Below are 24,383 nucleotides of genomic sequence, written 5' to 3'. Positions count from 1 at the left end.
TGCAATTTCGTCGGGACATATTGTTCGATAATTTATGAGGCATCAATAATTTACGGGCAATAAAGCTATAATTTCCGCAGTTTTATGTTTTGTCCGCGCGCAACGATCAAATTTGGCCGCGCCGCCTTGCAGATTGCAAAGGCGCAAGGCTATACCGGCTTTGATCAATCCTGGCGCAACGGCGCCGACACATTCAGACAGGCGGAACAATCAATATGCAGGATACGGTAATTCTCGTCGGTTGCGGCAATATGGGCTTTGCCATGCTCAAAGGCTGGCTCGACAATGGCATTCTGAAAGCTGGCGATGTTCACGTCGTCGAGCCGACGGATGCGCTGCGCGAACGTGCAGCTGGCGCCGGCGTTCACGCCTATGCCAGCGCGGATGCGCTGCCTGCTGACCTTAAGCCGCGCATGATCCTGGTTGCCGTCAAGCCGCAGGTGATGAACGCCGTCCTGCCTGCCTATAAGCGCTTTGCGCCTGCCGCCACCTTTGTCAGCGTTGCAGCTGGCATTCCGGTTGCGCTGTTTGAAAATCATCTGGGCAGCGACGCCGCCATCCTCCGCTGCATGCCCAACACGCCTGCCGCCATCGGCAAGGGCATGATGGTGACCTTCAAGAACGCCAATGTGACCGCCGACAACGAGGCGTTCGTCGCACGCCTGCTCGCAACGTCGGGCAAGGTCGCCAGCGTCGATGACGAAACGCTGATGGATGCCGTCACGGCGGTTTCGGGTTCAGGCCCGGCCTATGTGTTCCACTTCATCGAAGCCTTGACCGATGCTGGTGTTACGGCCGGTCTGCCACGCGAAACGGCGGCACTTCTTGCCATGCAGACCGTGATGGGTGCGGGCGCGCTTGCCGACGCCAGCACCGACACCCCGTCGAAACTGCGCGAGCAGGTGACGAGCCCGAACGGCACCACGGCGGCAGCGCTTGACGTGCTGATGGGTGGCGACCGTCTCAAGACACTCGTTGCCGAGGCCGTTGAAGCAGCGCGCAAGCGTTCGGTGGAACTCGGCAAGGCTTAATCAGCAAGTCTCGGCACCGCATCAATCAGCGCTCTGGTGACAGGCGCTTGCGGTGTCAGGATCAGCTCCCGCGTCGGGCGGCTTTCAACAATCCGCCCGCGCTCCATCACCGCAATGCGATCCGCCACTTGTGCAGCAACCGCGAGATCATGGGTGATGAAGAGATAGGCCGTCTGCTCGGCCTTTTGTATCTCCTGCAACAAGTCGAGAATTGCGCCGCGCACGGTGACATCAAGCGCGGAAACCGCTTCATCCAGCACGATCAGCGACGGGGATGTCGCAAGCGCACGGGCAATTGCCACCCGCTGCCGCTGGCCGCCGGAAATTTCATGCACACCGCGCCGCGCAAGCGCTGGATCAAGCCCGACCGTTTGCAACAGGTCTGCGATATCGCGGTCGATGCCATGAATGCGCAGCGGTTCGTGCAGAAGATCGCCCACGCTGGCGCGAGGGTTGAAAGCCGATAGCGGGTCCTGAAACACCATCTGCATCCTTGCGCGACGCTTTCGCAGCGCAGCGCCTTGCAGTGCCAGCCAATCCTCACCCTCAAAGCGGATTGTCCCGCTCTCCAGCGGCTGTAAGCGCAGCAAGGCACGCGCGAGCGTGGACTTGCCGCTGCCCGACGGGCCGACCAGCGCCAGTGTCTCGTCCCTGTTGACCGCAAGGCCGACATGATTGATCGCCAATGCAGCGCCATAGTGCACCACCAGCCCGTCCGCCTGCAACAAGGTCTTAGCCATGGGTAGCCAACTCCAGTACAGGCACGGCGGCAATCAGTGCGCGCGTATAGTCGGTCTGCGGTGTGCCGATGATTGCGCGCACATCGCCGCTTTCCACCAGCGCGCCCCGGCGGAAGACCGCGATGCGATCCGCAAGCCCGGAAGCGAGCGCGATATCATGCGTGATGAAGATCAGCGTCATGCCGTCTTCACGCACCAGCTTGCGCAGCAGCGCCACGATTTCCCGTTGGACAATCGTATCGAGCGCGCTTGTCGGCTCGTCGGCGATCAGCACACGCGGATTGGCGGCGATGGCGAGCGCTATCGCGATACGCTGTTTTTGCCCGCCAGAGAACTGATGCGGGTAGCGGTGGAAGCTCTGGTCCGCGTCAGGGATATGCACGCGCTCAAGCAGTGCGAGCGCCCGCATCCTCGCGGTGTGGTAATCCAGCTTTTCATGCGCGCGAATGGTTTCGACCAATTGCGCGCCAATGCTCATCAGCGGATCGAAGCTTGATGCCGGGTCCTGAAAGACAAAGCCGATATCGCGACCCGGCTTCATGGGAGCTTCGGCCCAATCGATGCGCCCTGATACTCGAGCATTGGCAGGCAGAAGACCTGCAAGCGCCAGCGCCAGCGTGCTTTTGCCGGAGCCGCTTTCGCCGATAATGGCAAGCGTTTTGCCCGCCTCTATATCGAGCTGAACGTTGCCCAGCGCCGTTTCGCGCCCATAGGTGACGGAGAGGTTATCCAGTTTCACGAGCAGGCTCATGATTGCACCTCGCGCCGTGCCGCGGCGGCAGTCACGCCCTCGCCCGCCAGATAGACGCCAACAACGGTCAAAGCCAATGCCAGTCCCGGCACAATGGAAAGCCACGGTGCAGAGCGCAGAACCGTGCGGCCTTCCGCAATCATGCCGCCCCATGTGACACGGTTCGGATCGCCAAGGCCGAGAAAGGACAGTGCGGCCTCGATCAATATGGCCGAAGCGACGATCACCGGCACCAGCGCCAGAACCGGCGGCAGGGCGTTGGGCAATATCTGGCGAAAGGCGATCTCCAGCGGATGCATGCCTATGCCCCGCGCCGAGGCCACATAGTCGCGCTCGCGGATGGACAGCACCTGCCCGCGCGTTAGGCGTGCAGCCTGCGTCCAGCTTGAGAGTACGATTGCGGCGACCAGAACCGGCAATGACGGCCCGGCAAGACTAACCAGCGCCAGCGCCAGCAAAAAGCCCGGCACAGTCTGGAACGCCTCGGTGACCCGCATCAGGACTTCATCGACGATCCCGCCTACAAAACCCGCCAGCACGCCGACCGTGCTGCCGACGAGGATGGAGGCCACAGCCGCCGCAAGCCCGACAACCAGCGAGGTGCGCCCGCCGTGGAAAAGTTCGGCCAGCACATCGCGCCCAAGCCGGTCCGTGCCAAGCGGAAAGGCGCTGTTTTCGAACGGTGCCAGCAAGGGAGACGCGACAATCCGCAGCGGATCACCAGGAAAGAGCAGCGGCGCGAAAAGTGCTGCTGCGACGAGGATCGTCAGGATAAGCGAACCTGCCAGACCTTCGCCCGTCTTGAGACTGCGCAGAAAAACCGTCATGCGCTGGCCTTTCCTGTCGGCCTTTGGGCAATACGCGGATCGAGCCAAACATAGAGAAGATCGACAAGCAAATTGACCGCAATCACCATGATCGCGCTTGTGAGAATGACGCCCAGAAGCAAGGGCGTATCGCGGCTTGCAACGGCCTCCTGCGCCAGTCGTCCGAGACCGGGAACCGCAAAGACGCTTTCGATCACCACGCTGCCGCCCAACATGCTGGCCGCTTGCAATCCGAGCAGGGTAACGAGCGGCAACAACGCGTTGCGCGCCACATGGCGCAACACAATGCGTGGTCGCGAAATGCCGCGCGCCCGCAAGGCTCGCACAAAATCCATCCGCCATATGTCGGCCATCGCGGCGCGCATGACCCGCAGATAAAGCGCCAGATAAATCAGCGCCAGCGACATGACCGGCAGCACCAGATGGCGCGCTATGTCGCCTGCCCGCGCCAGTCCTTGCTTGCCGGATGCAATGGTTTCGATGCCACTCGACGGTAACCAGCGCAGCCGGATCGAAAACAGGATGACCAGCACCAGCGCCAGCCAGAAACCCGGAATGGCATAAAGCACCAGAGAGGTAACCGACAGAAACCGGTCTCGCAAACTACCCGGCCTTGATCCGGCGACAAGCCCAAGCAGTGTGCCTATGGCAAAGGACAGCGCCGTCGCCCCCCCCATAAGCAGCAGCGTATTGGGCAGCCGTTCCAGAATGACGCCAAGGATAGGGCGGTTGAAACTGACCGACCAGCCAAGATTGCCCTGCAAGAGAGAGGCAATATAGGCGGCAAGCCGGTGCCAGACCGACTGGTCCAGCCCCCAGCGGGCACGCATTTCCGCAATCTGTGCCGCATCACCGCCGAAGCTGACGGCATAGGCGTCCACCGCATCGCCCGGCGCCAGTTCCAGCATCAGAAAACAGCCGACAACGACAATCAGCAGCACAAGGATGCTGCCGATCAGACGTTTCCGGAGAAGGGTTAGAATCTGCGCCACGTCGCGACGATACAATCAACGCGAAGCTTCGTCACTGTCTATCGCGGCTCAACCCAGGTATCGGCCCAGTTGGAAACCGCCCAGCGTGGATTGTTGGAAACATTCTTCACCCGCTCACTAGCAACCGTGATGAAACCCCATTCGGCAACATTGATCAGCGGCAGGTCCGCTTCCACTTTTTGCTGGAACTCGTGATAAAGCGCCGTGCGTTTCGTCTCATCGATCTCGCGTGCCGCGGCGGCGATCAGGGCGTCCAGTTCGGCATTGGTATCGCCGCCCTGATTGGAGAACGGCACACCCGCCGGAATGCCGCTTTCCACCAAAATGGTGGTGGAGATGGCCGGATCGCCGCGATAGACGGTCGGCGCAATGGCAAGGTCAAAATCGTGGTCGGTATAGACCGCCTTTTGATGCGCCGCCGCGTCATTGTTGACGATGCGCGCATCGATACCAATCGCAGCCAGAGCCTGCCGGAGATAATCGCCGAACTGTCTGGTCTCGTTGAAATAGGGCGCGGGCAGAAGCTTCAGCGCAAAGCGCGTTCCACCCGCGCCCCGCTTGTAACCCGCCTCGTCCAGAAGCGCATTCGCCTTGGCCACATCGAACGGATAGGACGGCACATCACCCGTATAGAACTGGCTGTCATAGCGCGGCACGGGGCCGGTCGAGTTTTTGGCGTAGCCAAGGAAGATGGTCTTGACCACGAAATCGCGGTCGATCGCATGGGCAATCGCCTGACGAACCTTCCGGTCCGCCAGTTCCTTGCGACGATGATTGATTTCCACGACAAGCTGATAAGTCAGTGCCTCATAGCCCTTGGAGATAACCGTCAGCCCCCGCACTTTCGAAATGCGGTCGAGGTCGGCCAGCGGCACGGCGGAGAAAGCCGCCAGATCAATCTCTTCCGCTTCAAGCGCACCGGCTGCGGCAGCCCGGTCCGGTAGAACACGATAGATGATCTCATCGAGATGAGGTTCGCCCTCGCCCCAATAGGCGTCGTTCCGGACCAGTCGATAATATTCGCCGGTCTTGTGCTCGGCATATTTGAACGGTCCGGTGCCAATGAGCTTTTCATTGGCCGGATTGGCCTCAATATCGGTGCCCGCGAAAACATGTTTCGGCAGAACGGCGGTCAGCGCTGGCAGAGCGTTGCGCACGAGCTGAAACGGCGTCGGCTCCGAGAAATGAAAGATGGCGGTATGATCGTCCGGTGTTTCCACCTTATCCAGCGCCTTGAACACGACGCGGCCAAGATTTTGCAGCGGCTTCCAGACTTCCAGTGCGGAAAAGGCCACGTCCGCCGCCGTAAACGGCGTGCCGTCATGCCACGTGACGCCTTCACGCAGGCGGAACGTCACAGTCAGCCCGTCAGCCGAGCCGTCCCAGGCCGTGGCCAGACGCGGGCTCAAGCCGTTTTCGCCGTCGAAAGTGGCTTCGGCCAAGGGCTCGACGATCTTGCTTGCAACGAAAAACACGCCATTGGAGGCGACGATAGCCGGGTTGAGATTACGCGGTTCGGAATCCGCCGCCACGACAAGTCGTCCGCCCTTTTCTGCACTGTCCTGCGCCCGCGCCCATTTCGGCCACGCCACCGATGCGGCCAGAAAGGTCGAGCCGACCAGAAAACCTCTTCGCGACGCAATGAACCGAGACATAACCCCACCTGCCCTGCTTTTTTATTCCCATCGGCTTATTTCTATCGCAGCCACGGCCGAATGACAGGGTCAAAACCTGTCACCACGACAATAAATATTGAAAATCATTTCCTTTTTGGGAAATTTTGACCAACAGATAAACGTAGTATAATCCAATAATATGCTCACTGATTGTTCAGTATTTTGCAGAATACTGCTGAATTAATTTTTTACAAAATTGCCATCTTAAGAAATTCTCCCCTTGCCAAAGGGGCGCCTTTGCATAGATCATGGTTAATTATGTGTTGTCGTATTTCGTGAAGAGAGAACCGAATATGGCCAGCACATGACCACAGGAGTTTACCCCCGCTCCTGTTTCGCCCACTTGCAGGCCCGATAGATAAATCCGGCTGCAAGTTTTGAAGCTGAACCACATTGGAAGAGAGGAAACAGAAATGTCTAGTTTGCTGCCCCCGCTTCATGACGGTCACGCACCGATCTATCTACATCACGCATTTCAAGATGCGGTCGATGCTTATGAAGATTGGACACTGGAAACGGCAGAGCCGGTTGTTCAGGTCAATGGCAAGATTACACGTATCAGCGTTGTCTTCCGTCGCCTGTGGAACTGCACCGACATGGTGCCGCGCCACACGCTGGAAGCATTGAAGGATATCGTTCCGTCGACACTGGTTCATGCGGAACGCTGGAAAGAAAACGCAACTTTCTCAGAAGCCGCCCATGTGATGCGCGCGGCTTTGGAACGACGCAAGGCGCGACGGCTTCCAGTCGTGTGCTGATAGCGTGAAACCGGACAGGCGGGCGGGTTTTCCCCGCCCGCTTTTTTGTGCATGACAGGTCGGCCACCGCTTTTCACTTTTGCTGGAAATGCTTTATGAACCGGACCTGATGAAATCATCCTCCCCAGGTCGCATACCAATTATCTCAGGAGTTCCGATGCGTAAGCTGCTTACCGCCGCCCTTATTCTCGCCGTCTGCACAGCCGGATCGGCGATGGCAAAAACCATACGCGTCGGCGTCACGCCCGGCCCGCATGCCCAGATCATGGAAAAGGTGAAGGAAGTCGCTGCCACCAAGGGTCTGGAAATCGATATTCAGGAATTTTCCGATTACGTCATTCCAAATATGGCGCTGGCCGATGGCGCGCTGGAAGCCAATTCATTCCAGCACCAGCCCTATCTCGACAATCAGGTTGCCGACCGCAAATTCGATATTGTCAGCGTGGCACAGTCCGTCAACTTCCCGATGGGCATGTATTCGAAGAAGCTCAAGAACATCTCCGAACTTGCCGATGGCGCGACGGTGGCGATCCCCAACGACCCGACCAATGGCGCGCGTGCACTTCTGGTGCTGGCCGATAACGGTCTCATCAAGATCGATCCGGCCAAGGGCCTGCGCGCCAGCGTCATCGACGTGACCGAAAACCCGAAGAACCTGAAATTCGTCGAGCTTGATGCCGCACAGCTGCCGCGCTCGCTGGAAGATGTCGAGGCGGCTGTCATCAACACGAACTATGCCATGGAGGCCGGTCTTAACCCGGCCAAGGACCCGCTGATCCGCGAAGGCGAAAAGGCGCCCTACTTCAACGTCATTGCCGTGCGCACCGCCGACAAGGACGCCGACTGGGTCAAGGAACTGATCACCTCCTATCACAGCCCGGAAGTGAAGACCTTCATCGAAGAAACCTTCAAGGGTTCGGTTCAGCCTGCCTGGTAAGCCTATCCCGCAAAAAGAAAGCGCCGGTCCGATTGTTTCGGACCGGCGTTTTTTTTGCGTGACGGAAACTATTCAGAGCTTGCGGAAACGCACCCGTGCGCTGCGCTCGATGGCGGCAACCGTCAACTCGTCCAGCGTCCAGCGATCACGCAGCATCTGCAGGAATTCCAGCTCTTCCTGCTCGACATGGAGATCGGCGGCGGCCACTTCGACCGCCAGCGCATAGGCCGTGTCATAAAGCTTTTCAGGCAGCGCTTCATGCGCAAGGTCGAGGATCTTTTCCAGACCGTCCTCATAGGCCAGCAGAGCGTAGCATTCATTGGCAAGACGCGGCAGTTCCGCCGTATCGAAGCCACGGAACACCGGAAGGCGCGTCACCACATTGCCGATGGACTCCAGTTCCGCGTCGGTCATCGTCGTATCGGCAGCCGACGTCGTGATCATGATGTAGACGAGTGCATCCTGCGGCGAGATTTTCTTCATCGGGTACTCCTCAGCGACACCATGATCGGAATCAGCTTTTCCGGTTACAATTTGCCGGAAAGTTAGGAAGCCTCCCGCGGTTAGGCAAGGAAATTCCGCACCAGCCGTTGACGGCACGGGGTTGTCGCGCCATAGAGCATAAGCACGGATGCGTGCACCGTTTTTCAAGAATAACGCCCTTCACAGGATATCAGGACAAAACCATGACTTCGCATCGTCTGCCCGAAATTACGCTGACCCCGGAACTGACCGCGGCGGCGGCGGACGCGAAAGCATGGCCCTTTGAAGAAGCGAAGAAAATCCTCAAGCGCTATGCCAAGACCGGCCTGCCGGACACAGTGATTTTCGAAACCGGCTATGGCCCGTCGGGTCTGCCGCATATCGGCACATTCGGCGAAGTGGCGCGCACCTCGATGGTGCGCCATGCCTTCCGTATTCTGACCGAAGACAAGGTGAAGACGCGCCTGATCTGCTTCTCCGACGATCTCGACGGCATGCGCAAGATTCCGGACAATGTGCCGGACAAGGCGGCCCTTGAGCCTTATCTGCAAATGCCGCTTTCGTCGGTGCCGAACCCGTTCGGCGGCGAATATAAGAGCTTTGCCGAGCATAACAATGCTATGCTCTGCCGCTTCCTCGACACTTTCGGCTTCGACTACGAATTCGCCAGCGCGACAGATTACTACAAGTCCGGCAAGTTCGATGCGGTGCTGCTCAAGGCCGTCGAACGCTATGACGACATCATGAAAGTCATGCTGCCGACGCTCGGCGAAGAGCGTCAGGCGACCTATAGCCCGTTCCTGCCGATCTCGCCCAAGTCGGGCCGCGTGCTTTACGTGCCGATGAAGAGCGTGGACGCCAAGGCTGGCACGATCACATTCGACGATGAAGACGGCGTCGAAACCACGCTTTCCGTCACCGGCGGCAAGGTAAAGCTGCAGTGGAAGCCGGATTTTGGTATGCGCTGGGCGGCACTCGGCGTCGATTTCGAAATGTTCGGCAAGGATCACCAGACCAATGCGGGCGTATACGACCGCATTTGCGAAATTCTCGGCGGACGCGCGCCAGAACATTTCGTTTACGAGTTGTTCCTCGACCAACTTGGCCAGAAGATTTCCAAGTCCAAGGGCAACGGCATCTCGATTGACGAATGGCTGGCCTATGCGCCGACCGAAAGCCTTGCGCTTTACAATTTCCAGAAGCCGAAGACCGCAAAGCGCCTTTACTTCGATGTCATCCCGAAGGCGGTGGATGAATATTTCACCTATCTTTCGGCCTATGACCGTCAAGAGTGGAAGGACCGGCTGAACAATCCGGTCTGGCATATTCATTACGGCAACCCGCCAAAGGTTGACCTGCCGGTGACCTTCGCGCTGATGCTCAATCTGGTCAGCGCATCAAATGCGGAAAGCCCGTCGGTTCTGTGGGGCTTCATCTCGCGCCACGCGCCGGGCGTCACGCCGGAAAACAATCCGGAACTGGATGCGCTGGTTGGTTACGCGATCCGTTACTTCAACGATTTCGTCAAGCCGACCAAGCAGTTCCGTGCGCCGGACGACGTGGAACGCGGCGCACTGGAAGCGCTGGACGCCAAGCTTGCGACCCTGCCTGCCGGGACCGATGGCAACGATATCCAGAACGCCATTCTGGACGTCGCCCGCGCCATCGAACGCTATCAGGATCACACCAAGAAGAGCCCGGAAGGCGGCCCCGGCGTGTCGGTTTCCTTCTTCCAGATGCTCTATGAAGTGCTGATCGGACAGGAGCGTGGCCCACGCTTCGGCTCCTTCGTCGCGCTTTACGGCATCGAGGAAACCCGCGCCCTGATCAAAAAGGCGCTGGCTGGCGAACTGGTCTGAGCCGCTCAATAGCCGAACAAAACGACAAGCCCCGCAGCCACCCGGCGCGGGGCTTTTTTGCGCCCGAAACGCTGGCACATTTGCTCCGATTGACTCTGTATCGCGTAGTAGGTAGAACGGTATACCTATCATAAAGGTTACTGCGATGAAGACCGTTCAAACACCATTTCCGGCTTCCACGGAAAGCGCGCGCGAAAAGCTTTTGAATGCTGCTGCCGTGCTGTTTTACGATCACGGCATCGGCGGCACCGGCATTGACGCCATCGTTGAAAAAGCGGGCGTCGCCAAGAAGAGCCTCTATAATAATTTTGCGTCCAAAGCCGATCTGGTGAACCAGTATCTGGAAGTGCGCCATGCCGAATGGCTGGGCCTCTATGATGCGCGGCTGCAAAAAGCAGTCACACCGCTGGAAAAGGTTCTCGCGGTTTTCGACGCCTATCAGGACCACGCTGAATTTGCCTATGAGCACGGCTTTCGCGGCTGCGGGCTGCTGAATGCTGCTGCCGAATTGATGGTCGGCGATATTGGGCGCCAGGCAGTGAAACACCACAAGCGCGAGGTCGAAGCGCTGCTGGCTGGCCATCTAGCGGAACTGCTGCCCGACGCGCCTGAGAGAGCGGCTGCATTGGCGCGGCAACTGTCTTTTCTGCTGGAAGGGGCAATGTCGCGCGCCGGACTTGAGGGGAACAGCGTCTGCATTCAGGAGGCGCGGGCTATGGTATCGGACATGTTGGGGGCATTGTGAACACATCATCGCGCAATTATGCGATTGGCGTCGCCGCCATTTTGTTTTCCTCTGCCGTCTGGGGGACGACTGGCACAGCCGCAACATTTGCCCCGGAGGTGGGTTCTGCGGCAATCGGCGCTGCGGCCATGGGCGTCGGCGGGCTGATGCAGGCGCTTCTCGCCGGACGCGGTATCATCCGTGCATTGCCGCAACTGGGCCAGCACTGGCGCAACCTCGTTCTGGGCGGACTGGCCGTCGCCATCTATCCGCTCGCCTTCTACGCCTCGATGCGTATGGCTGGGGTCACCATCGGGACCGTCGTGACCATTGGCTCGGCACCCCTGCTGGCCGCCCTGATCGAATATATGTTCGGCGGCTCTCGCCCCACCAGGCAATGGTTCTGCGGCGCATTGATCGGTTTGACGGGAATGGTCCTTATATCGATTGTCGAAGGATCGGCGCATAGCGGCGCACAGACGGGCAACTCGGTGCTGATCGGCATTGGACTTGGCCTGATTGGAGGCTTCACCTATGCGCTCTATTCATGGACTGCGCGCGGCCTGATCCTGCGCGGCATCCATTCATCGGTCGCGATGGGCGCGACATTCGGCATTGGCGGCCTGTTGCTGATGCCGGTGCTGCTGATGACCGGCGCGCCCTTCCTCGCCTCATGGAACAATGCCGCTGTCGGCATCTATATGGCGGCGGTGCCGATGTTCCTCGGTTATGTCTGCTTTGGCATCGGCCTTGCGCGGGTTCCTGTCAGCATGGCGACGACGATCACACTGGTCGAGCCTGTCGTCGCCGCGCTGCTGGCCGTAGTCATCGTCGGGGAACGTCTCCCAGCCATGGGCTGGCTCGGCGTCGTACTGGTGATCGCATGCCTCGTGGTGATCACCGTTCCGCTGAAATCAGCGACACGGGGAAACCCGAAGGCAACAGCGCAAGCTTAATTAGCCGGTGCTGGAGCAGCGGGTGCTGGCGGGAACTCACCCTGCTGCGGAGAAGGCACAGAGGGTTGCGGCTCTGGCTCAGGTGCCAGCGGCGATGGATTGCCGAGACTGTTGCCCGGATCAGGCTCCAGACTTTGCAAGGACGCATCCGGCTTGTCTCCGAAAATGCCAAGGCGCGCTTCTTCCGCCTTGCGTCCCGCATCAGCATAGGAACCGTCTGGCGTCGCCCTGGCCCAGCCATTCGTCACCAGCCATTCGGCGGCATCGTCATTGCCAAGCTTGCACCCGGTCGCAATGGCGGCACCGCTATCGTTCTGCGGCAGACGGCACATGATGGCGCGCGAGCGCAGCCACTGGCGGAAAGCCGTCCGCGCCTGCATACCGCATGGCCAGTTCTGGCCAGATGCGGTCTGGCAGGTCTGCTCGACCGGCAAAACCTCGATGCCCTGCAAATCGATCATGCGTCCCTGACTTTCGAGCCGCCCGGCGGCAACCGCGACGGGCCGCTGCAACAGCTGCATGTCCTCGCCCTCCCCGACAGGCACGGCAGGGGTTGGCGCAACCGGCTCAGCCGGAGCGACCGGCTCCGGCGGCTTTGGTGTTGCCGCAAGACCGAGATCGCTGAGCGGCGGTCGCGGCGCTTCACGCTGAAGCCCGTTTGCCTCATCGCTGGAATTGCCCGGCTGCGGCGTGGTCTCAGGAGCGGATTGCGCATTCTGCTGACCATCCGTTTTGGTACCCGGCTCGTCATAATCGAATTGTTCGACGACGATGCCGTTGCCCGAACTGCCGGTCGGCGCGGTCGTGCCGCTATCCGCAGCGATCACCGGCACGGGCCCATCCAGAGCGCCATAAAACGGAGCGATGAAAGCAGCGGCCAACAGCGCGCCCGTCAAACCGGCGAGACTGCCATAGACCATGCGCGAATGGCTTCTCGTATGCGACTGCGCCATTACTGGCTGGCCCATAGAATTCTGGCGATCCATTCCACATCCTTGGTCTCAAAGCTGCGGTTTGAATGCTCTGGATTAAGCGAATGCAATTCGATTGTCCGTGGTGTCTGGCGATAGAGGATCTTGGCCATGACTTCTCCGTCCTTGGTTCGCACCACCACGCGGTCGCCGCGACGCACCGGCGCATTGGGCGCGACAATCAACGTATCGCCGTCACGGTAAAGGGGCAACATGCTGTCGCCCGAAACTTCCAGCGCATACACACCTTCACTGGCACCCACTGGAAATTCCACAATGTCCCAGCCCTGCCCCGCCGGGAAACCTGCATCGTCGAAATAGCCGCCCGTGCCTGCCTCCGCCATGCCGAGAAGCGGGATCGGTTGCGCATCCTGCGTATATTCGCCGAAACCCTGGTTCGTATTGACGCCGCCGATCAGGCGTGTGAGTTCTTCAAAGCTTGCCCCGGTGGCTTCCATCACCTTGGCCAGCGATTCCGTCGAGGGCCAGCGTGCGCGCCCGTCGGCGGCGTAACGCTTCGACTTGTTGAAGGTCGTGGGATCAAGACCAGCGCGGCGGGCAAGGCCCGACGCACTCAGGGAATGGCGTTCTGCCAGTGCGTCTATCGCCGCCCAGACGCTGTCGTGAGAAAACATGTGTTATCCGCCAATTTCAGGCAGGCATCGTCCCATGGCGAACTCGGGCCGTGAGAATGCGCCGCGTAGGATTTTAAACCTAATACCCTTACCAACTTTTGTCAGAACCTACCGAAAATTGGTGTTTTACGCAAGACGCATGAAATAACAGGGAAAATTTCCTAACGAGATCGAAAGGGACGCCGGAAAATTAAAAGGCGCGATGTTTTCACACCGCGCCTTCCAGACTTTAAGAGATTACGGATCAAGCCGCTTTTTTGGTTTCGCTCTTGTAGGGATTGAAACGCTGATAGAAGCTTTCGCCATTCTCGGCCATGTCGAGCAGAAGCTTCGGCGCCTTGAACTGCTGGCCGTATTTCTTCTGCAAATCCTTGGCAAGCTTGACGAATTTCTTCGCACCCATGCCATCGATATAGGACAGCGTACCGCCCGTATAAGGCGCGAAACCGAAGGCGAGGATCGAGCCGACATCGGCTTCGCGCGGATCGGTGACAATGCCTTCTTCCATCACGCGGGCAGCTTCGAGAGCGATGGTGACGAGGAAGCGTTGCTTCAGCTCGTTCACGTCGATCTTGTCGGGGTTCTGCTGCGGATAGAGATCCTTGAGACCAGCCCAAAGATGCTTCTTGGCAGGCTTGGCCGGGTATTCGTAGAATCCCTTGCCATTCTTGCGGCCCTTGCGATCGAACTCGTTGACGAGCCTGTCCACCAGCTCGACATGGCGCGGATCAACGGCCTTGTCGCCCAGATCGGCAAGCGTGGCTTTCAGGATCTTCTGCGACAGGTCGATGGCGGTTTCGTCGTTGAGCGCCAGCGGGCCGACCGGCATACCCGCCATGCGGGCGGCATTTTCGATCATGGCCGCCGGGACGCCTTCAACCAGCATGTTGTAGGCTTCCGACATATAGCGCAGCACGCAGCGATTGACGTAGAAGCCGCGCGTGTCGTTGACGACAATCGGCGTCTTCTTGATCGCACGGACATAATCGAGCGCGACGGCCAGAGCCTTGTCCGAGGTCTTCTTTCCGAGGATCACTTCGACCAGCATCATCTTGTCGACCGGCGAGAAGAAGTGAATGCCGATGAAGTTCTTCGGACGCTTCGACACCTTGGCAAGACCGCTGATCGGCAGGGTCGAAGTGTTGGACGCGAAGATCGCCGAAGACTTCAGCACTTCCTCGGCCTTCTCGGTCGCGACACGCTTGACTTCACGGTCCTCGAACACGGCTTCGATCACCAGATCGGCACCGTCGAGTTCGGCATAGTCCGGCGTCGCGGTGATGAGCGACAGAAGCTTTTCCTTGTCGGCCTCAGTAGCGCGGCCCTTCTGCATTTCCTTGGTGACGAGATCGGCGGTATGCGCCTTACCCTTGTCGGCGGCTTCCTGATCGCGGTCGATCAGCACCACCGGAATGCCCGCCTTGGCGGTCACATAAGCAATGCCCGCCCCCATGAAACCAGCGCCAATGACGCCGATTTTCTTGAGCTTGGTCGGCTTTTCATCCGCAGGGCGGCGTGCGCCCTTGTTCAGTTCCTGCAACGACACGAACAGCGAACGGATCATCATGCCCGCTTCGGTTGTCTGGAGGATTTCGGTGAAATAGCGCTGCTCAATCTTAAGGCCGGTATCGAACGGCACCAGAAGGCCCTCATAAACCGACTTCAAAATGGCCAGCGCCGCCGGATAATTGCCCGATGTCTCACGGCGCAGGATGGCGGTTGCGGCAGGCCATAGGTTGGCACCGGCAGCCGAATAGATCGCGCCGCCCGGCAGCTTGAAGCCCTTTTCATCCCAAGGCTGAACCGGCTTGAGGCCGCCCTTGATGAGCTTCTTGGCGGTTTCGACCAGCTTCTTCGCCGGGGCGACTTCAGTAACGAGGCCCATCGCCTTGGCGCGCTGCGCCGTCAGGCTGGAGCCGGTCGTCATCATCTGAAGCGCGTCCTGCTGGTTGGCTAGGCGCGGAACGCGCTGCGTTCCACCAGCGCCCGGGAACAGGCCGACCTTCACTTCAGGCAGCGCAAGCTTCACGCCCGGAGAATCCGACACAACCCGCGCATGGCAGGCGAGCGACATTTCAAACGCGCCGCCCATGCAGGTGCCGTTGATGGCCGAAACCCATGGCTTGCCGCAGGTTTCAAGCTTGCGGAACAGGCCGCTCATCTTGCCGACATTGTCGAACAGGGACTGGACCGCGCCCTGCGGGTCCTTGGCCTTCTGCTTCTGGAACGCCTTGAACATGCCTTCCAGCATGGTCAGGTCGGCGCCACCGGAGAAGCTTTCCTTGCCGGACGTGATGACCACGCCCTTGATCTTGTCATCGGCAACCACCGCGTCGATGATGGCGTTCAGTTCCTGCATCGCCTCGACGGTGAAAACATTCATCGACTTTTCAGGCATGTCCCAGGTGACGAGGGCAATGCCGTCGGCGTCGGTCTCAACTTTGAAATTCGTGTAAGCCATTCGTAAAAACCTCCCTCGCCCTTATACGCGCTCGATGATCGTCGCCGTGCCCATGCCAGCACCGATGCATAAGGTCACCAGCGCGGTGTTGAGATCGCGGCGTTCCAGCTCATCCAGCACCGTACCGAGGATCATCGCGCCGGTTGCGCCGAGCGGATGGCCCATGGCAATCGCGCCGCCATTGACGTTGATCTTGTCGTGCGGAATGTCGAAAGCCTGCATATAGCGCAGCACCACAGCGGCGAAGGCTTCGTTGAGTTCGAACAGGTCGATATCCGAAATCTTCAGCTTGGCCTGCTTGAGCAGCTTTTCCGTCACATCGACCGGGCCGGTCAGCATCAGCGCCGGGTCGGAGCCGATATTGGCGAAAGCGCGGATGCGGGCGCGCGGCTTGATGTCGAACGCCTTGCCAGCCTTCTTGGAGCCAACCAGAACGCCCGCTGCGCCATCGACGATACCCGACGAATTACCGGCATGATGAACGTGATTGACCGTTTCGATTTCCGGATGCGCCTGAATGCCGACAGCATTGAAGCCGCCCATTTCGCCCGGCATCACGAAGGACGGGTTCAACTGGCCCAGCGCCTGCATGTCGGTCGTCGGGCGCATATGCTCGTCATGGTCGAGAATGGTCAGGCCGTTCTGATCCTTGATCGAAATGACCGAATTCTTGAAATAACCCTTTTCCCACGACTTGCCGGCGCGCTTCTGGCTTTCGACAGCATAGGCATCGACGTCGTCCCGGCTGAAACCGTATTTCGTAGCGATCAGATCGGCAGAAACGCCCTGCGGCATGAAATAGCCCGGGAAGCCAACCGATGGATCCATGTACCACGCGCCGCCCGACATGCCCATACCCACGCGCGACATGCTTTCAACGCCGCCCGCTATCACCAGATCGTCGGCGCCGAAAGCAACCTTGGCAGCCGCCAGATTGATGGCATCGAGACCGGAAGCGCAGAAGCGCGAAATCTGGATACCCGGAGCCTTAAAGTCGTAACCGGCTTCGAAAGCGGCAGAGCGCGGAATGACGGCACCGGCTTCGCCAACCGGATCGACACAGCCAAAAATAATGTCATCGACCTTGGCGGTATCGATGTTGTTGCGGTCGCGCAGGGATTCCAGAACCTTTGCGCCCAGACGCACAGCAGGCACTTCGTGCAAGGACCCGTCCTTCTTGCCGCGCCCGCGCGGCGTCCGCACGTGATCGTAAATATAAGCCTCAGCCATTTTTTCTCCTTCCCGCCGGGTCCGAAGAACCCGGCCTAACCTTTAAAATATCGGCAGAAAATCAGAACGCATCCGCAGGCAGCGCCATCATGCTATCCGCACCCGACTGGATGCGCGCCAGATGGGCGGCACTTTCCGGCATGATACGCTCGAAATAGTACCGGGCAGTGACAAGCTTGGCTTCAAGGTAAGCCTTGTTGCCTTCACCTGCCGCCAGCTTTTCCTCGGCGACCTTGGCCATGCGGCCCCACATCAGGCCCAGCGCAACCAAACCGAAAAGGTGCATATAGTCATTGGAGGCTGCACCGGCATTGTCGGGCTTCGCCATGGCGTTCTGCATCAGCCACATGGTGGCGGCCTGAAGGTCGTTGAGACCCTTCTTCAGATGCTTGGTGAAAAAGGACAGCTTCTCGTTGTCGCGATTGGCTTCGCAGAACTCGCCCGCTTCCTTGAAGAAGGTCGTGACCGCACGACCGCCATTCAGCGCCAGCTTGCGACCGACCAGATCGAGCGCCTGAATGCCGTTCGCACCCTCATAGATCATCGCAATGCGCGCATCGCGCACATACTGGCTCATGCCGTGTTCTTCAATATAGCCGTGACCGCCGAACACCTGCTGCGCCATGACGGCATGTTCAAAACCCTTGTCGGTCAGAACGCCTTTCAGCACCGGCGTCAACAAGCCGACCAGATCATCGGCGGCCTGACGCTCGGCCTCGTCGCCGGAACGATGCGCAATATCGGAATTCAGCGCCGTCCACAGGATGAGCGCGCGGCCTGCTTCGTTGAAAGCGCGGATCGTCATCAGGTTGCGACGGATATCCGGATGCACGATAATCGGGTCGGCCTTCTTTTCCGGCTCTTTCGCTCCGGAAAGGGCGCGGCCCTGAATACGCTCGCGGGCATAGATCGCGGCATTCTGATAGGCGGTTTCGGCAATCGAAAGCCCCTGCAGCGCCACGCCGAGACGCGCTTCGTTCATCATGGTGAACATGGCGCGCAGGCCCTTATGCGCCTCGCCGATCAGATAGCCGGTCGCATCGTCATAGTTCATGACGCAGGTGGCATTGCCGTGAATGCCCATCTTTTCCTCGATGGAACCGCAGGAAACACCGTTGCGCGTACCCGGATTGCCGTTTTCATCGAGAATGAACTTCGGCACGATGAACAGCGAAATGCCCTTCACACCTTCCGGCGCGCCGTCGATACGGGCCAGCACCAGATGGATGATGTTTTCCGACATGTCATGTTCGCCAGCCGAGATGAAAATCTTCTGGCCGGAAATCTTGTAGGAGCCGTCGCCCTGCGGCGCCGCGCTGGTGCGCAGGAGACCCAAATCCGTGCCGCAATGCGGTTCGGTCAGGTTCATCGTGCCGGTCCAGGTGCCTTCCACCATCTTCGGCAGATAGGTGTCCTTCTGCTCATCGGTGCCATGGGCGAGGATCGCGGCAATCGCGCCCTGCGTCAGACCGGGATACATGGTGAGCGCCATATTGGCCGAGGACATATATTCGCCGACGGCGGTGTGCAGCAGATAAGGCAGGCCCTGGCCGCCATATTGCTCCGGCACGGCGAGACCGAGCCAGCCGCCCTCGCGGTAAAGATCGAAGGCTTCCTTGAAGCCCTTCGGCGCGGTGACGCTGCCATCGGCAGCGCGCTTGCAGCCTTCGCGGTCGCCGCTGTGATTGACAGGGAACAGGGTGCCTTCAGCGAGCTTTGCACCTTCCGACAGGATTGCCTCGACCACGTCGGGCGACGCGTCGGCAAAGCCCGGCAGATTGTTGTAACGCTGATAGTTCAGAACGTCGTTGAGCACGAAATTCGTATCTTCAACGGGCGCGCGATAGCTCGGCATCAAAATCCTCCAAATTCATCACCTGAGCCAGCCCGTGACAAACGGATACCAGCTCCAAACCGCGTTTCATGCATGCTGTCTGCTTAACCGGCAAAACGCCGTGACAACCTGCATGCTGCAACAAAAGGACCGTTCTCACTCGAAAACTGCCATTTTTGCAGCATTCTGGCCAGCCTTAACCCGTTCTCGGGTCGCAGCCGACCAGTTCGGACTCGAAACTAGCGTAGTTTGACGTTTCCGTAAACGTCAAAATTTTGCGTGCAGGCGTATGGCGTAAAATGGGATTGGTGGATGTAAATGCCGCCTTGGTTTGTCCCCCTGCGCCTTGGTATAGTCATTTCGATGCATTTGATTTGTCCATTTCGCGAATTCGCCCGACGAATGGAAAAGCAGTTATAATGCGGAACAATCCCTTAAGCGGCAATACTGGCCAAAAAATCCTAGGCGATAGCGAATCTAGTTTAGACAAGAAGTAGGCGAATTGGGCCCCTTTGCGGATAGCCGATCCTGATGACGGCTTGCTCACTCGAAGGCAAAAATCGGCAAATCTATTACATTCCATAAGGCAAATGCCCTCGCCCAAAATCGCTCCGCCGTCATCTACCATCATAACATTCGACGAGCTGACGGACATGATGTGGAAGTCTATTTTTGGCTTTCGAAGTTTGAAACCAAAGCCATTGCAATCCGGGCAAATGCTTCCAGCTGTCGGACATTCTTTGTATTAAACTCAGACAAGGAATTAGTCGAACGCGCTCAGCAATTTTGCTATATTTGGCAAGGTCATGGAGTGAGGTTTCATGCAGGGGCATACCGACGCCTTCCTGCAAGGCGGAATGTGGGGGATCATGAACAGGTATTTCAGCTTTGCATTGGCTGGAGCGTTGCTCGCCAACTCAGCGAGTGTGAGCGTAGCCAATGAATGGTGGCAAAACACCTTCATAAAAGAAAGCAGTGGAACCTGTGAGGATAATGACAGCATCCGTACATTTACGGCCAAATCATTGAAAGGCTGGGAGATAAACTGCAAGATTACAAAGCAACAAAAAATCAAAAATATCGATGCTGTAATTCTCGATTATGAGTGTGGTGGGAACGACATGGACCCGGAGGTCACAACGCCGCGTGAACTCATCGTGAAAGAGCAGGATGGTATCCGGATTTACCCCTCGAATCCAGAAGGCGGCAAGTTTCAGGCCTGTAGTTCTATAAAGACTGGTGAAGCCCAGAGCACAAACAGCGACTCCAAAAACGCACCTGAAAAGAAGCGTGAAGAGCGTCTGGCGATCACCAACAATTGGTATCACTTAGAGGGTCAAGACCCTGATGGTTTTAGTATTTTCCGGAAATACACTGTCGATACCAGTGCAAAAATCCCTAATCGCAATCTTCTAATGTTTCGATGTTCCAAGACTAACGCCAAATCGTATCTGACAATTTTCGTTCCGTATCGGTTCGATCTTCCAGCTTTGTATGGGCAGCAGAAAATAGCAAAAAAGCGTTTTATGTTCGTTGTTACAGATGCCAATCGCCAATCACATACGTTCAATTTGAATGGCGAGGTTGATCAGAACCAGATCTATTTCGATTACAGTTCTGACGATAAAGGGAACTTCGACAAACTTCTAAACGCTCGCATTGGCATCTTGTATCTGCTGGATCAGAATGTGCCTATGCAATGGGTTGAGTTGGGTGACACCAAGGCGTGGCCATCTATCGCAGACAATAACGTAAAGCAGGACTTCGACACGTGGACAAAGGATATCCTGGACAGAGTTGGGAAAACGACAGCACTCACGAATGCTGAGTTTAAAAAAGCTTGCCCTGAAGTGAGCTTGCCCAATTAAATCGGCCGGATAGCCGTTTCGTCGCCAGACCATCTGTTTGAGTTAATCTGGCGGTCGACCCAATAGATCTGGAAATTGCCATCCCGCTTCTGTTTCAGCAATTTCTTGGCATGTGGCACTGACTTAGCGGGATCAGTCCATTGCTCATAAACGTCCGGATTGAGAATAACAGCGAATGCTCTGGCAGACGGATATCCCAAGGGTCACGACCACCATCTTCTGTGTTCTTCGTGCATCCGTAACAGCCATCAGCCGGCATCAGGCAGCGCTTGCTTTTGAAGACCTCTCGGAACATTGGCTTCTTCCGACATCGCATTGAATGTCGAGAACTTGCCAAGTTCCTTGGCACAGAACCGAACGAGGCCCCGCCTTCCTTCTCGTAATCTCATCCTGTCGTCAGTGTGAGTGACGAAGAGGACATTTTGCGTTGAGCAAGTATTGTAACGAGGCCGCGTATTGCGTGCCTGGTCAGTGGTCAATCTCATATTATAAAGACGGTGTATCTCGGACCACGGTGATAAAGGGTGTAGCGACCGCACATCAGCTCTTCCTGCAGGCTTCGGCGGATTCGGGGTCGTTCCAGCCTGATTTGAAAGCCTCGACCCGATCTGCTCTCGCAGGGTGAGTTCGAGATGGCCGCTCGTCCATCAGTTTTGCCATCGCTAGTGCCGATTCCAGAGGCATATTAGAGCGCCGCATTGCAGCGCCTGAAAAACGGTCAGCTTCAAGTTCCTGCGAGGGGTCAGCCTTTTTGCCGAGATGGCCACAATAATGGTGACCCAGCTCGTGTGCGATGATGGCCATCGCCCCATCGTAGCCAGCTTCAGGTGACATCTGGCGGTCGTAAATGATCACCTGGCTACCATCCAGAATGGTCGCGATGGCGTTCCCGCCAAGATCCGCATTCATAGGCAGAATGTTGCAGCCATCCTCGACTGTCAACTTCATGGCATTACACGCGTCTTCCAACATGAAGGCATAGTCTTCGAACGCAGGAACCACGAGGACCTGCTTGCCCGACATCCCGATTGGAAAATGCAGGGCGGGCGAGTCTTCGCCAAGGTCAACGACTGTCCCTTCGATCTCTTCATCTTCCTGACTGAGGGCAACACCAGATGCAAGGCTGACTACCAGCCCCAGAAGTGTTGCATAAGCAAATTTTGAAATGCAACCCATCGAATTCCTCTCCTATTCCCTTACGGAATCGCTGCGACCCGCTGCGCGATATTGGCGGCCATCCTGATCCTGAAGAAAGTCGACAAGCGCATACTTTTTGCCGACCCCATTCAGGGAAGTGCCGAGAAATAGTCCTCTCTTGTCGTCTGCAATCAAATATCTGTCGTGAAACTCGTCGACTAGTTTAACGGTTAGATTGATGGATGACTGGCTGCGAATCCAATTTTCGATGTGAACCCGAAAAGGAGTGTGCGTTTTCGGGCCTGCAACAATGGTCAGTTGGCTGCATTTCTGAAGGCAGGGGGCGAGAAGATGAAAAAGATCACTTTCGTAATCTGGATCGGCCCCATTTGGGAACAGAAATGGATCGACGATAGTCAAACTGTGCTTGGCATCTAGTTGATATAGCTTGTATCGAATTGTATCGATCAACATCGCTCGGGGCGTGTTGTCGGGTAAAACTTGCTCGTTGACCGTTTGAATCGCTAGGGTTTTCGTTAACCCGTGCTCAAGGAGGTATTCCTTGGCGTCTATCTGACTTGTACTTTTAAAACGTATAGATATGATCCCTTTAATTCTGTGGGATGGGACATTCAAATTGCAGTCGCCTAAATTTGCCTTCGTCAAAAAGCAACTCGACGATACCTTCACAAGATCAATCTTGAAAGAAGAATGGAAAAAGAGGGTTAAGTATCAAATAAGGAAGCAAATAATATTTGATCCAATAGAATATCGCGATTACGATGAAGATTTAGATAACATTATTGACGGCATACGCTTGGATATCACTAGCGGCACGTACCAAGTAAAACCTGCAAAGAGATTCTTGGTTGAAAAATCGGTCGGCCTATGTCGCCAGATGACACTAATACACCCGCGCGACCTTTTGGTCCTAGAACGTTTATCTCGCAGTTTCTATTTCGAACTAAAAAGCAACTCTCCCAGCAAATCCGCGTTTTTTGAACCAGACGATGGAAGTTTTGTAAAAGGATTCCAACAATCTGATTTTCAATACGGATCATATGCAAGTTGGAAGCGATTTCAAAAGAAGGTTTTTGGCTTCGCTTCAGAAAATAAATATCTGGTAATTACAGACGTTGCGAATTTTTACGATTTTATTAATTTTCAACATTTGAGAAATATTATCTCCTCGCTCTCTAGCGTAAGAGAATGCGTTTTAGATCTTCTAATCTACCTTTTGAATCGCTTGACTTGGACACCGGACTTTATGCCGCTAACACAGATCGGTATGCCGCAGATCGAGACAACTGCAACACGAGTGTTAGCGAACGCAATGCTTTACGAAGTTGATAAAGTTTGTGAGGACTATGCTAAGCTGAATTACGCTCGCTTTATGGACGACATGGATATTGGCGTCGAGAGCACAGCACAAGCAAAGAAGATAGTAAGAGATATTGATTTAACTCTACAATCCCGCCAGTTGAGATTGAATTCTTCGAAAACAAAAATCTTATCCCAAATGGAAGCATTTGACCATTTTCGCATTTCAGAAAATATTCAACTTTCTACGCTTGAATCGGCATCGACTAAGGCAAAGTGGGCAACTAAGATCGGACCAGTCTTGCTATCTAAGTATACTCGATGGCTAGACAGAACGTCTACGCACAGCCCCGGCAGCCGATCTAGATTTGTTGGAGGGAATGGACCTAGAATCCATAAAAGGATTTTTTCTCTATTATATTCATCCGGGGAAACCGTTCCCGATGATGATCTTTTACATTTGATAAAGAACGATCCAGGGATGAGATCGACCGCTCTTCGGTATTTAGCTCACTCAAAACGGAATAACTCGCATTTTTCTGAAATTATTTCATGGGTAAGAGATGGGTTATTTATAGATGATGCTTCTGTTGTGGAATTGTCTTCATTTATATTACATTCTAGATTTAGAAGAAGTAAAAAATTCGATCAAAATGTGGCCGATTTTGTAAATATATTATCTAGTTTGTCCGAAGTACAACTCCATTCTGCATTTTATATCTCTTTAAAATTCCAAGACAAAGCCAGCAATCTAGAAATACTGAAAAATAACATGAGCAGGATTCGATCCAGTTTCTGGCTTTCACGAGCGGCTGCATCCTTCACCCCTAAGTTCATACATACAGGAATCATGTGGAGCGATTATACAAAGATTATTAGGGATCTAAGAAATGAAGACACAGAAACAGTTTATTCTTATTTCTACAATTTGTCACAAACAACTAAATTAACTTTGAGCCAGAAATCCTATCTCGCGGCCCAAAACCCTACATTTCCGCAAAGTATTTATTTTCCAAAAGTTCTTCAGTTATTATCTGTCAAGAAGAACCGAAATGCTAACAAAATTTTTCCCAAAATGCTCGCCACGCACCCGTCTTTAAAATCTGATCCTTATTTTAGAGAAATGGGTTTCGTATGATATAATTATATTAGTTTTTCATCTTGGGAGTTACTTCTAAATAAAAAACGTTTAT

At 56.2% G+C, this 24,383-nt stretch carries 22 protein-coding genes; 8 read left to right on the top strand and 14 right to left on the bottom strand.

Annotated elements, in window-relative coordinates:
* Positions 1-215 precede the first annotated feature (215 nt).
* Positions 216-1,031, top strand: coding sequence for a pyrroline-5-carboxylate reductase (proC, locus tag WIX40_RS06730; RefSeq protein WP_339439402.1), 816 nt, complete (start codon positions 216-218; stop codon positions 1,029-1,031).
* Here the strand turns inward: proC and WIX40_RS06725 are convergent.
* The 5 genes from WIX40_RS06725 to WIX40_RS06705 are packed head-to-tail and all read right to left on the bottom strand — an operon-like array spanning position 1,028 to position 5,996.
* Entirely contained in the window at positions 1,028-1,771 is a 744-nt protein-coding gene (locus WIX40_RS06725; protein ID WP_339439400.1) for an ATP-binding cassette domain-containing protein, read from the bottom strand. The genes proC and WIX40_RS06725 overlap by 4 nt on opposite strands.
* Positions 1,764-2,522, bottom strand: coding sequence for an ATP-binding cassette domain-containing protein (locus WIX40_RS06720; RefSeq protein WP_339439399.1), 759 nt, complete (start codon positions 2,520-2,522; stop codon positions 1,764-1,766). Before WIX40_RS06720 ends, WIX40_RS06725 begins: the two co-directional genes overlap by 8 nt.
* Positions 2,519-3,349: an ABC transporter permease gene (locus WIX40_RS06715; protein ID WP_339439397.1), complete on the bottom strand. Its 831-nt coding sequence runs from the start codon at positions 3,347-3,349 to the stop codon at positions 2,519-2,521. The genes WIX40_RS06720 and WIX40_RS06715 overlap by 4 nt, the downstream gene beginning before the upstream one ends.
* Positions 3,346-4,356 (bottom strand): ABC transporter permease, encoded by a 1,011-nt coding sequence (locus tag WIX40_RS06710; RefSeq protein WP_339439395.1) that lies wholly within the window; start codon positions 4,354-4,356, stop codon positions 3,346-3,348. Before WIX40_RS06710 ends, WIX40_RS06715 begins: the two co-directional genes overlap by 4 nt.
* Positions 4,357-4,379: 23 nt before the next feature.
* Complete coding sequence (locus WIX40_RS06705; RefSeq protein WP_339439393.1) at positions 4,380-5,996, bottom strand: ABC transporter substrate-binding protein; 1,617 nt, start codon at positions 5,994-5,996, stop codon at positions 4,380-4,382.
* Between the two features lie 434 nt (positions 5,997-6,430).
* On the opposite strand from WIX40_RS06705, the gene WIX40_RS06700 reads away from it, so the two are divergent.
* Both WIX40_RS06700 and WIX40_RS06695 read left to right on the top strand, forming a co-directional pair.
* Positions 6,431-6,775 (top strand): BRA0787 family protein, encoded by a 345-nt coding sequence (locus tag WIX40_RS06700; RefSeq protein WP_109367010.1) that lies wholly within the window; start codon positions 6,431-6,433, stop codon positions 6,773-6,775.
* Between the two features lie 157 nt (positions 6,776-6,932).
* The gene (locus WIX40_RS06695) at positions 6,933-7,712 is read left to right on the top strand and encodes a MetQ/NlpA family ABC transporter substrate-binding protein (RefSeq protein ID WP_109367009.1); all 780 of its coding nucleotides are present in this window, start codon (positions 6,933-6,935) and stop codon (positions 7,710-7,712) included.
* Positions 7,713-7,784: 72 nt separating this feature from the next.
* On the opposite strand, the gene WIX40_RS06690 is transcribed toward WIX40_RS06695, so the two are convergent.
* The gene (locus WIX40_RS06690; protein WP_109367008.1) at positions 7,785-8,195 is read right to left on the bottom strand and encodes a tellurite resistance TerB family protein; all 411 of its coding nucleotides are present in this window, start codon (positions 8,193-8,195) and stop codon (positions 7,785-7,787) included.
* 203 nt (positions 8,196-8,398) lie between these two features.
* On the opposite strand from WIX40_RS06690, the gene WIX40_RS06685 reads away from it, so the two are divergent.
* From WIX40_RS06685 to WIX40_RS06675, 3 genes are all read left to right on the top strand, one after another.
* Positions 8,399-10,054: a lysine--tRNA ligase gene (locus tag WIX40_RS06685; protein ID WP_339439390.1), complete on the top strand. Its 1,656-nt coding sequence runs from the start codon at positions 8,399-8,401 to the stop codon at positions 10,052-10,054.
* A gap of 145 nt (positions 10,055-10,199) precedes the next feature.
* Positions 10,200-10,799 carry a TetR/AcrR family transcriptional regulator gene (locus tag WIX40_RS06680; protein WP_339439388.1) on the top strand — a complete coding sequence of 200 codons (600 nt, stop codon included), beginning with the start codon at positions 10,200-10,202 and terminating at the stop codon, positions 10,797-10,799.
* Positions 10,796-11,734 (top strand): DMT family transporter, encoded by a 939-nt coding sequence (locus tag WIX40_RS06675; protein WP_339439386.1) that lies wholly within the window; start codon positions 10,796-10,798, stop codon positions 11,732-11,734. The genes WIX40_RS06680 and WIX40_RS06675 overlap by 4 nt, the downstream gene beginning before the upstream one ends.
* Here the strand turns inward: WIX40_RS06675 and WIX40_RS06670 are convergent.
* From WIX40_RS06670 to WIX40_RS06650, 5 genes are all read right to left on the bottom strand, one after another.
* Complete coding sequence (locus WIX40_RS06670) at positions 11,731-12,687, bottom strand: thermonuclease family protein (RefSeq protein ID WP_339440962.1); 957 nt, start codon at positions 12,685-12,687, stop codon at positions 11,731-11,733. The two genes, WIX40_RS06675 and WIX40_RS06670, sit on opposite strands and share 4 nt — an antisense overlap.
* Positions 12,687-13,340 carry a S24 family peptidase gene (locus WIX40_RS06665; protein ID WP_140023982.1) on the bottom strand — a complete coding sequence of 218 codons (654 nt, stop codon included), beginning with the start codon at positions 13,338-13,340 and terminating at the stop codon, positions 12,687-12,689. The genes WIX40_RS06670 and WIX40_RS06665 overlap by 1 nt, the downstream gene beginning before the upstream one ends.
* Before the next feature lie 244 nt (positions 13,341-13,584).
* Positions 13,585-15,801, bottom strand: a complete 2,217-nt coding sequence (locus tag WIX40_RS06660; RefSeq protein ID WP_339439383.1) for an FAD-dependent oxidoreductase — start codon at positions 15,799-15,801, stop codon at positions 13,585-13,587.
* A 21-nt stretch (positions 15,802-15,822) separates the two neighbouring features.
* A complete protein-coding gene (locus tag WIX40_RS06655) occupies positions 15,823-17,031 on the bottom strand; it encodes an acetyl-CoA C-acetyltransferase (RefSeq protein WP_140023984.1) in 1,209 nt (402 codons plus the stop codon).
* A gap of 61 nt (positions 17,032-17,092) precedes the next feature.
* Positions 17,093-18,886 (bottom strand): acyl-CoA dehydrogenase C-terminal domain-containing protein, encoded by a 1,794-nt coding sequence (locus tag WIX40_RS06650; protein ID WP_339439381.1) that lies wholly within the window; start codon positions 18,884-18,886, stop codon positions 17,093-17,095.
* A gap of 800 nt (positions 18,887-19,686) precedes the next feature.
* Between WIX40_RS06650 and WIX40_RS06645 the strand changes: the two genes are divergently transcribed.
* Positions 19,687-20,733, top strand: coding sequence for a hypothetical protein (locus WIX40_RS06645; RefSeq protein WP_339439379.1), 1,047 nt, complete (start codon positions 19,687-19,689; stop codon positions 20,731-20,733).
* A 94-nt stretch (positions 20,734-20,827) separates the two neighbouring features.
* Here the strand turns inward: WIX40_RS06645 and WIX40_RS23675 are convergent, their stop codons facing one another.
* The 3 genes from WIX40_RS23675 to WIX40_RS06635 form a co-directional block, all read right to left on the bottom strand.
* Positions 20,828-21,049: an SOS response-associated peptidase family protein gene (locus WIX40_RS23675; RefSeq protein ID WP_503656146.1), complete on the bottom strand. Its 222-nt coding sequence runs from the start codon at positions 21,047-21,049 to the stop codon at positions 20,828-20,830.
* Positions 21,050-21,273: 224 nt separating this feature from the next.
* The gene (locus WIX40_RS06640) at positions 21,274-21,909 is read right to left on the bottom strand and encodes a M48 family metalloprotease (protein ID WP_339439377.1); all 636 of its coding nucleotides are present in this window, start codon (positions 21,907-21,909) and stop codon (positions 21,274-21,276) included.
* 12 nt (positions 21,910-21,921) lie between these two features.
* The gene (locus WIX40_RS06635; protein ID WP_339439375.1) at positions 21,922-22,506 is read right to left on the bottom strand and encodes a hypothetical protein; all 585 of its coding nucleotides are present in this window, start codon (positions 22,504-22,506) and stop codon (positions 21,922-21,924) included.
* Position 22,507: 1 nt separating this feature from the next.
* Here WIX40_RS06635 and WIX40_RS06630 point away from each other — a divergent pair, with 1 nt between their 5' ends.
* Positions 22,508-24,328 carry an RNA-directed DNA polymerase gene (locus WIX40_RS06630; protein WP_339439372.1) on the top strand — a complete coding sequence of 607 codons (1,821 nt, stop codon included), beginning with the start codon at positions 22,508-22,510 and terminating at the stop codon, positions 24,326-24,328.
* Positions 24,329-24,383 lie beyond the last annotated feature (55 nt).

This window comes from Ochrobactrum teleogrylli (assembly GCF_037482325.1).
In the GTDB taxonomy this organism is placed as follows: domain Bacteria; phylum Pseudomonadota; class Alphaproteobacteria; order Rhizobiales; family Rhizobiaceae; genus Brucella; species Brucella teleogrylli.
This window is presented reverse-complemented; position numbering and strand designations above follow the sequence as displayed.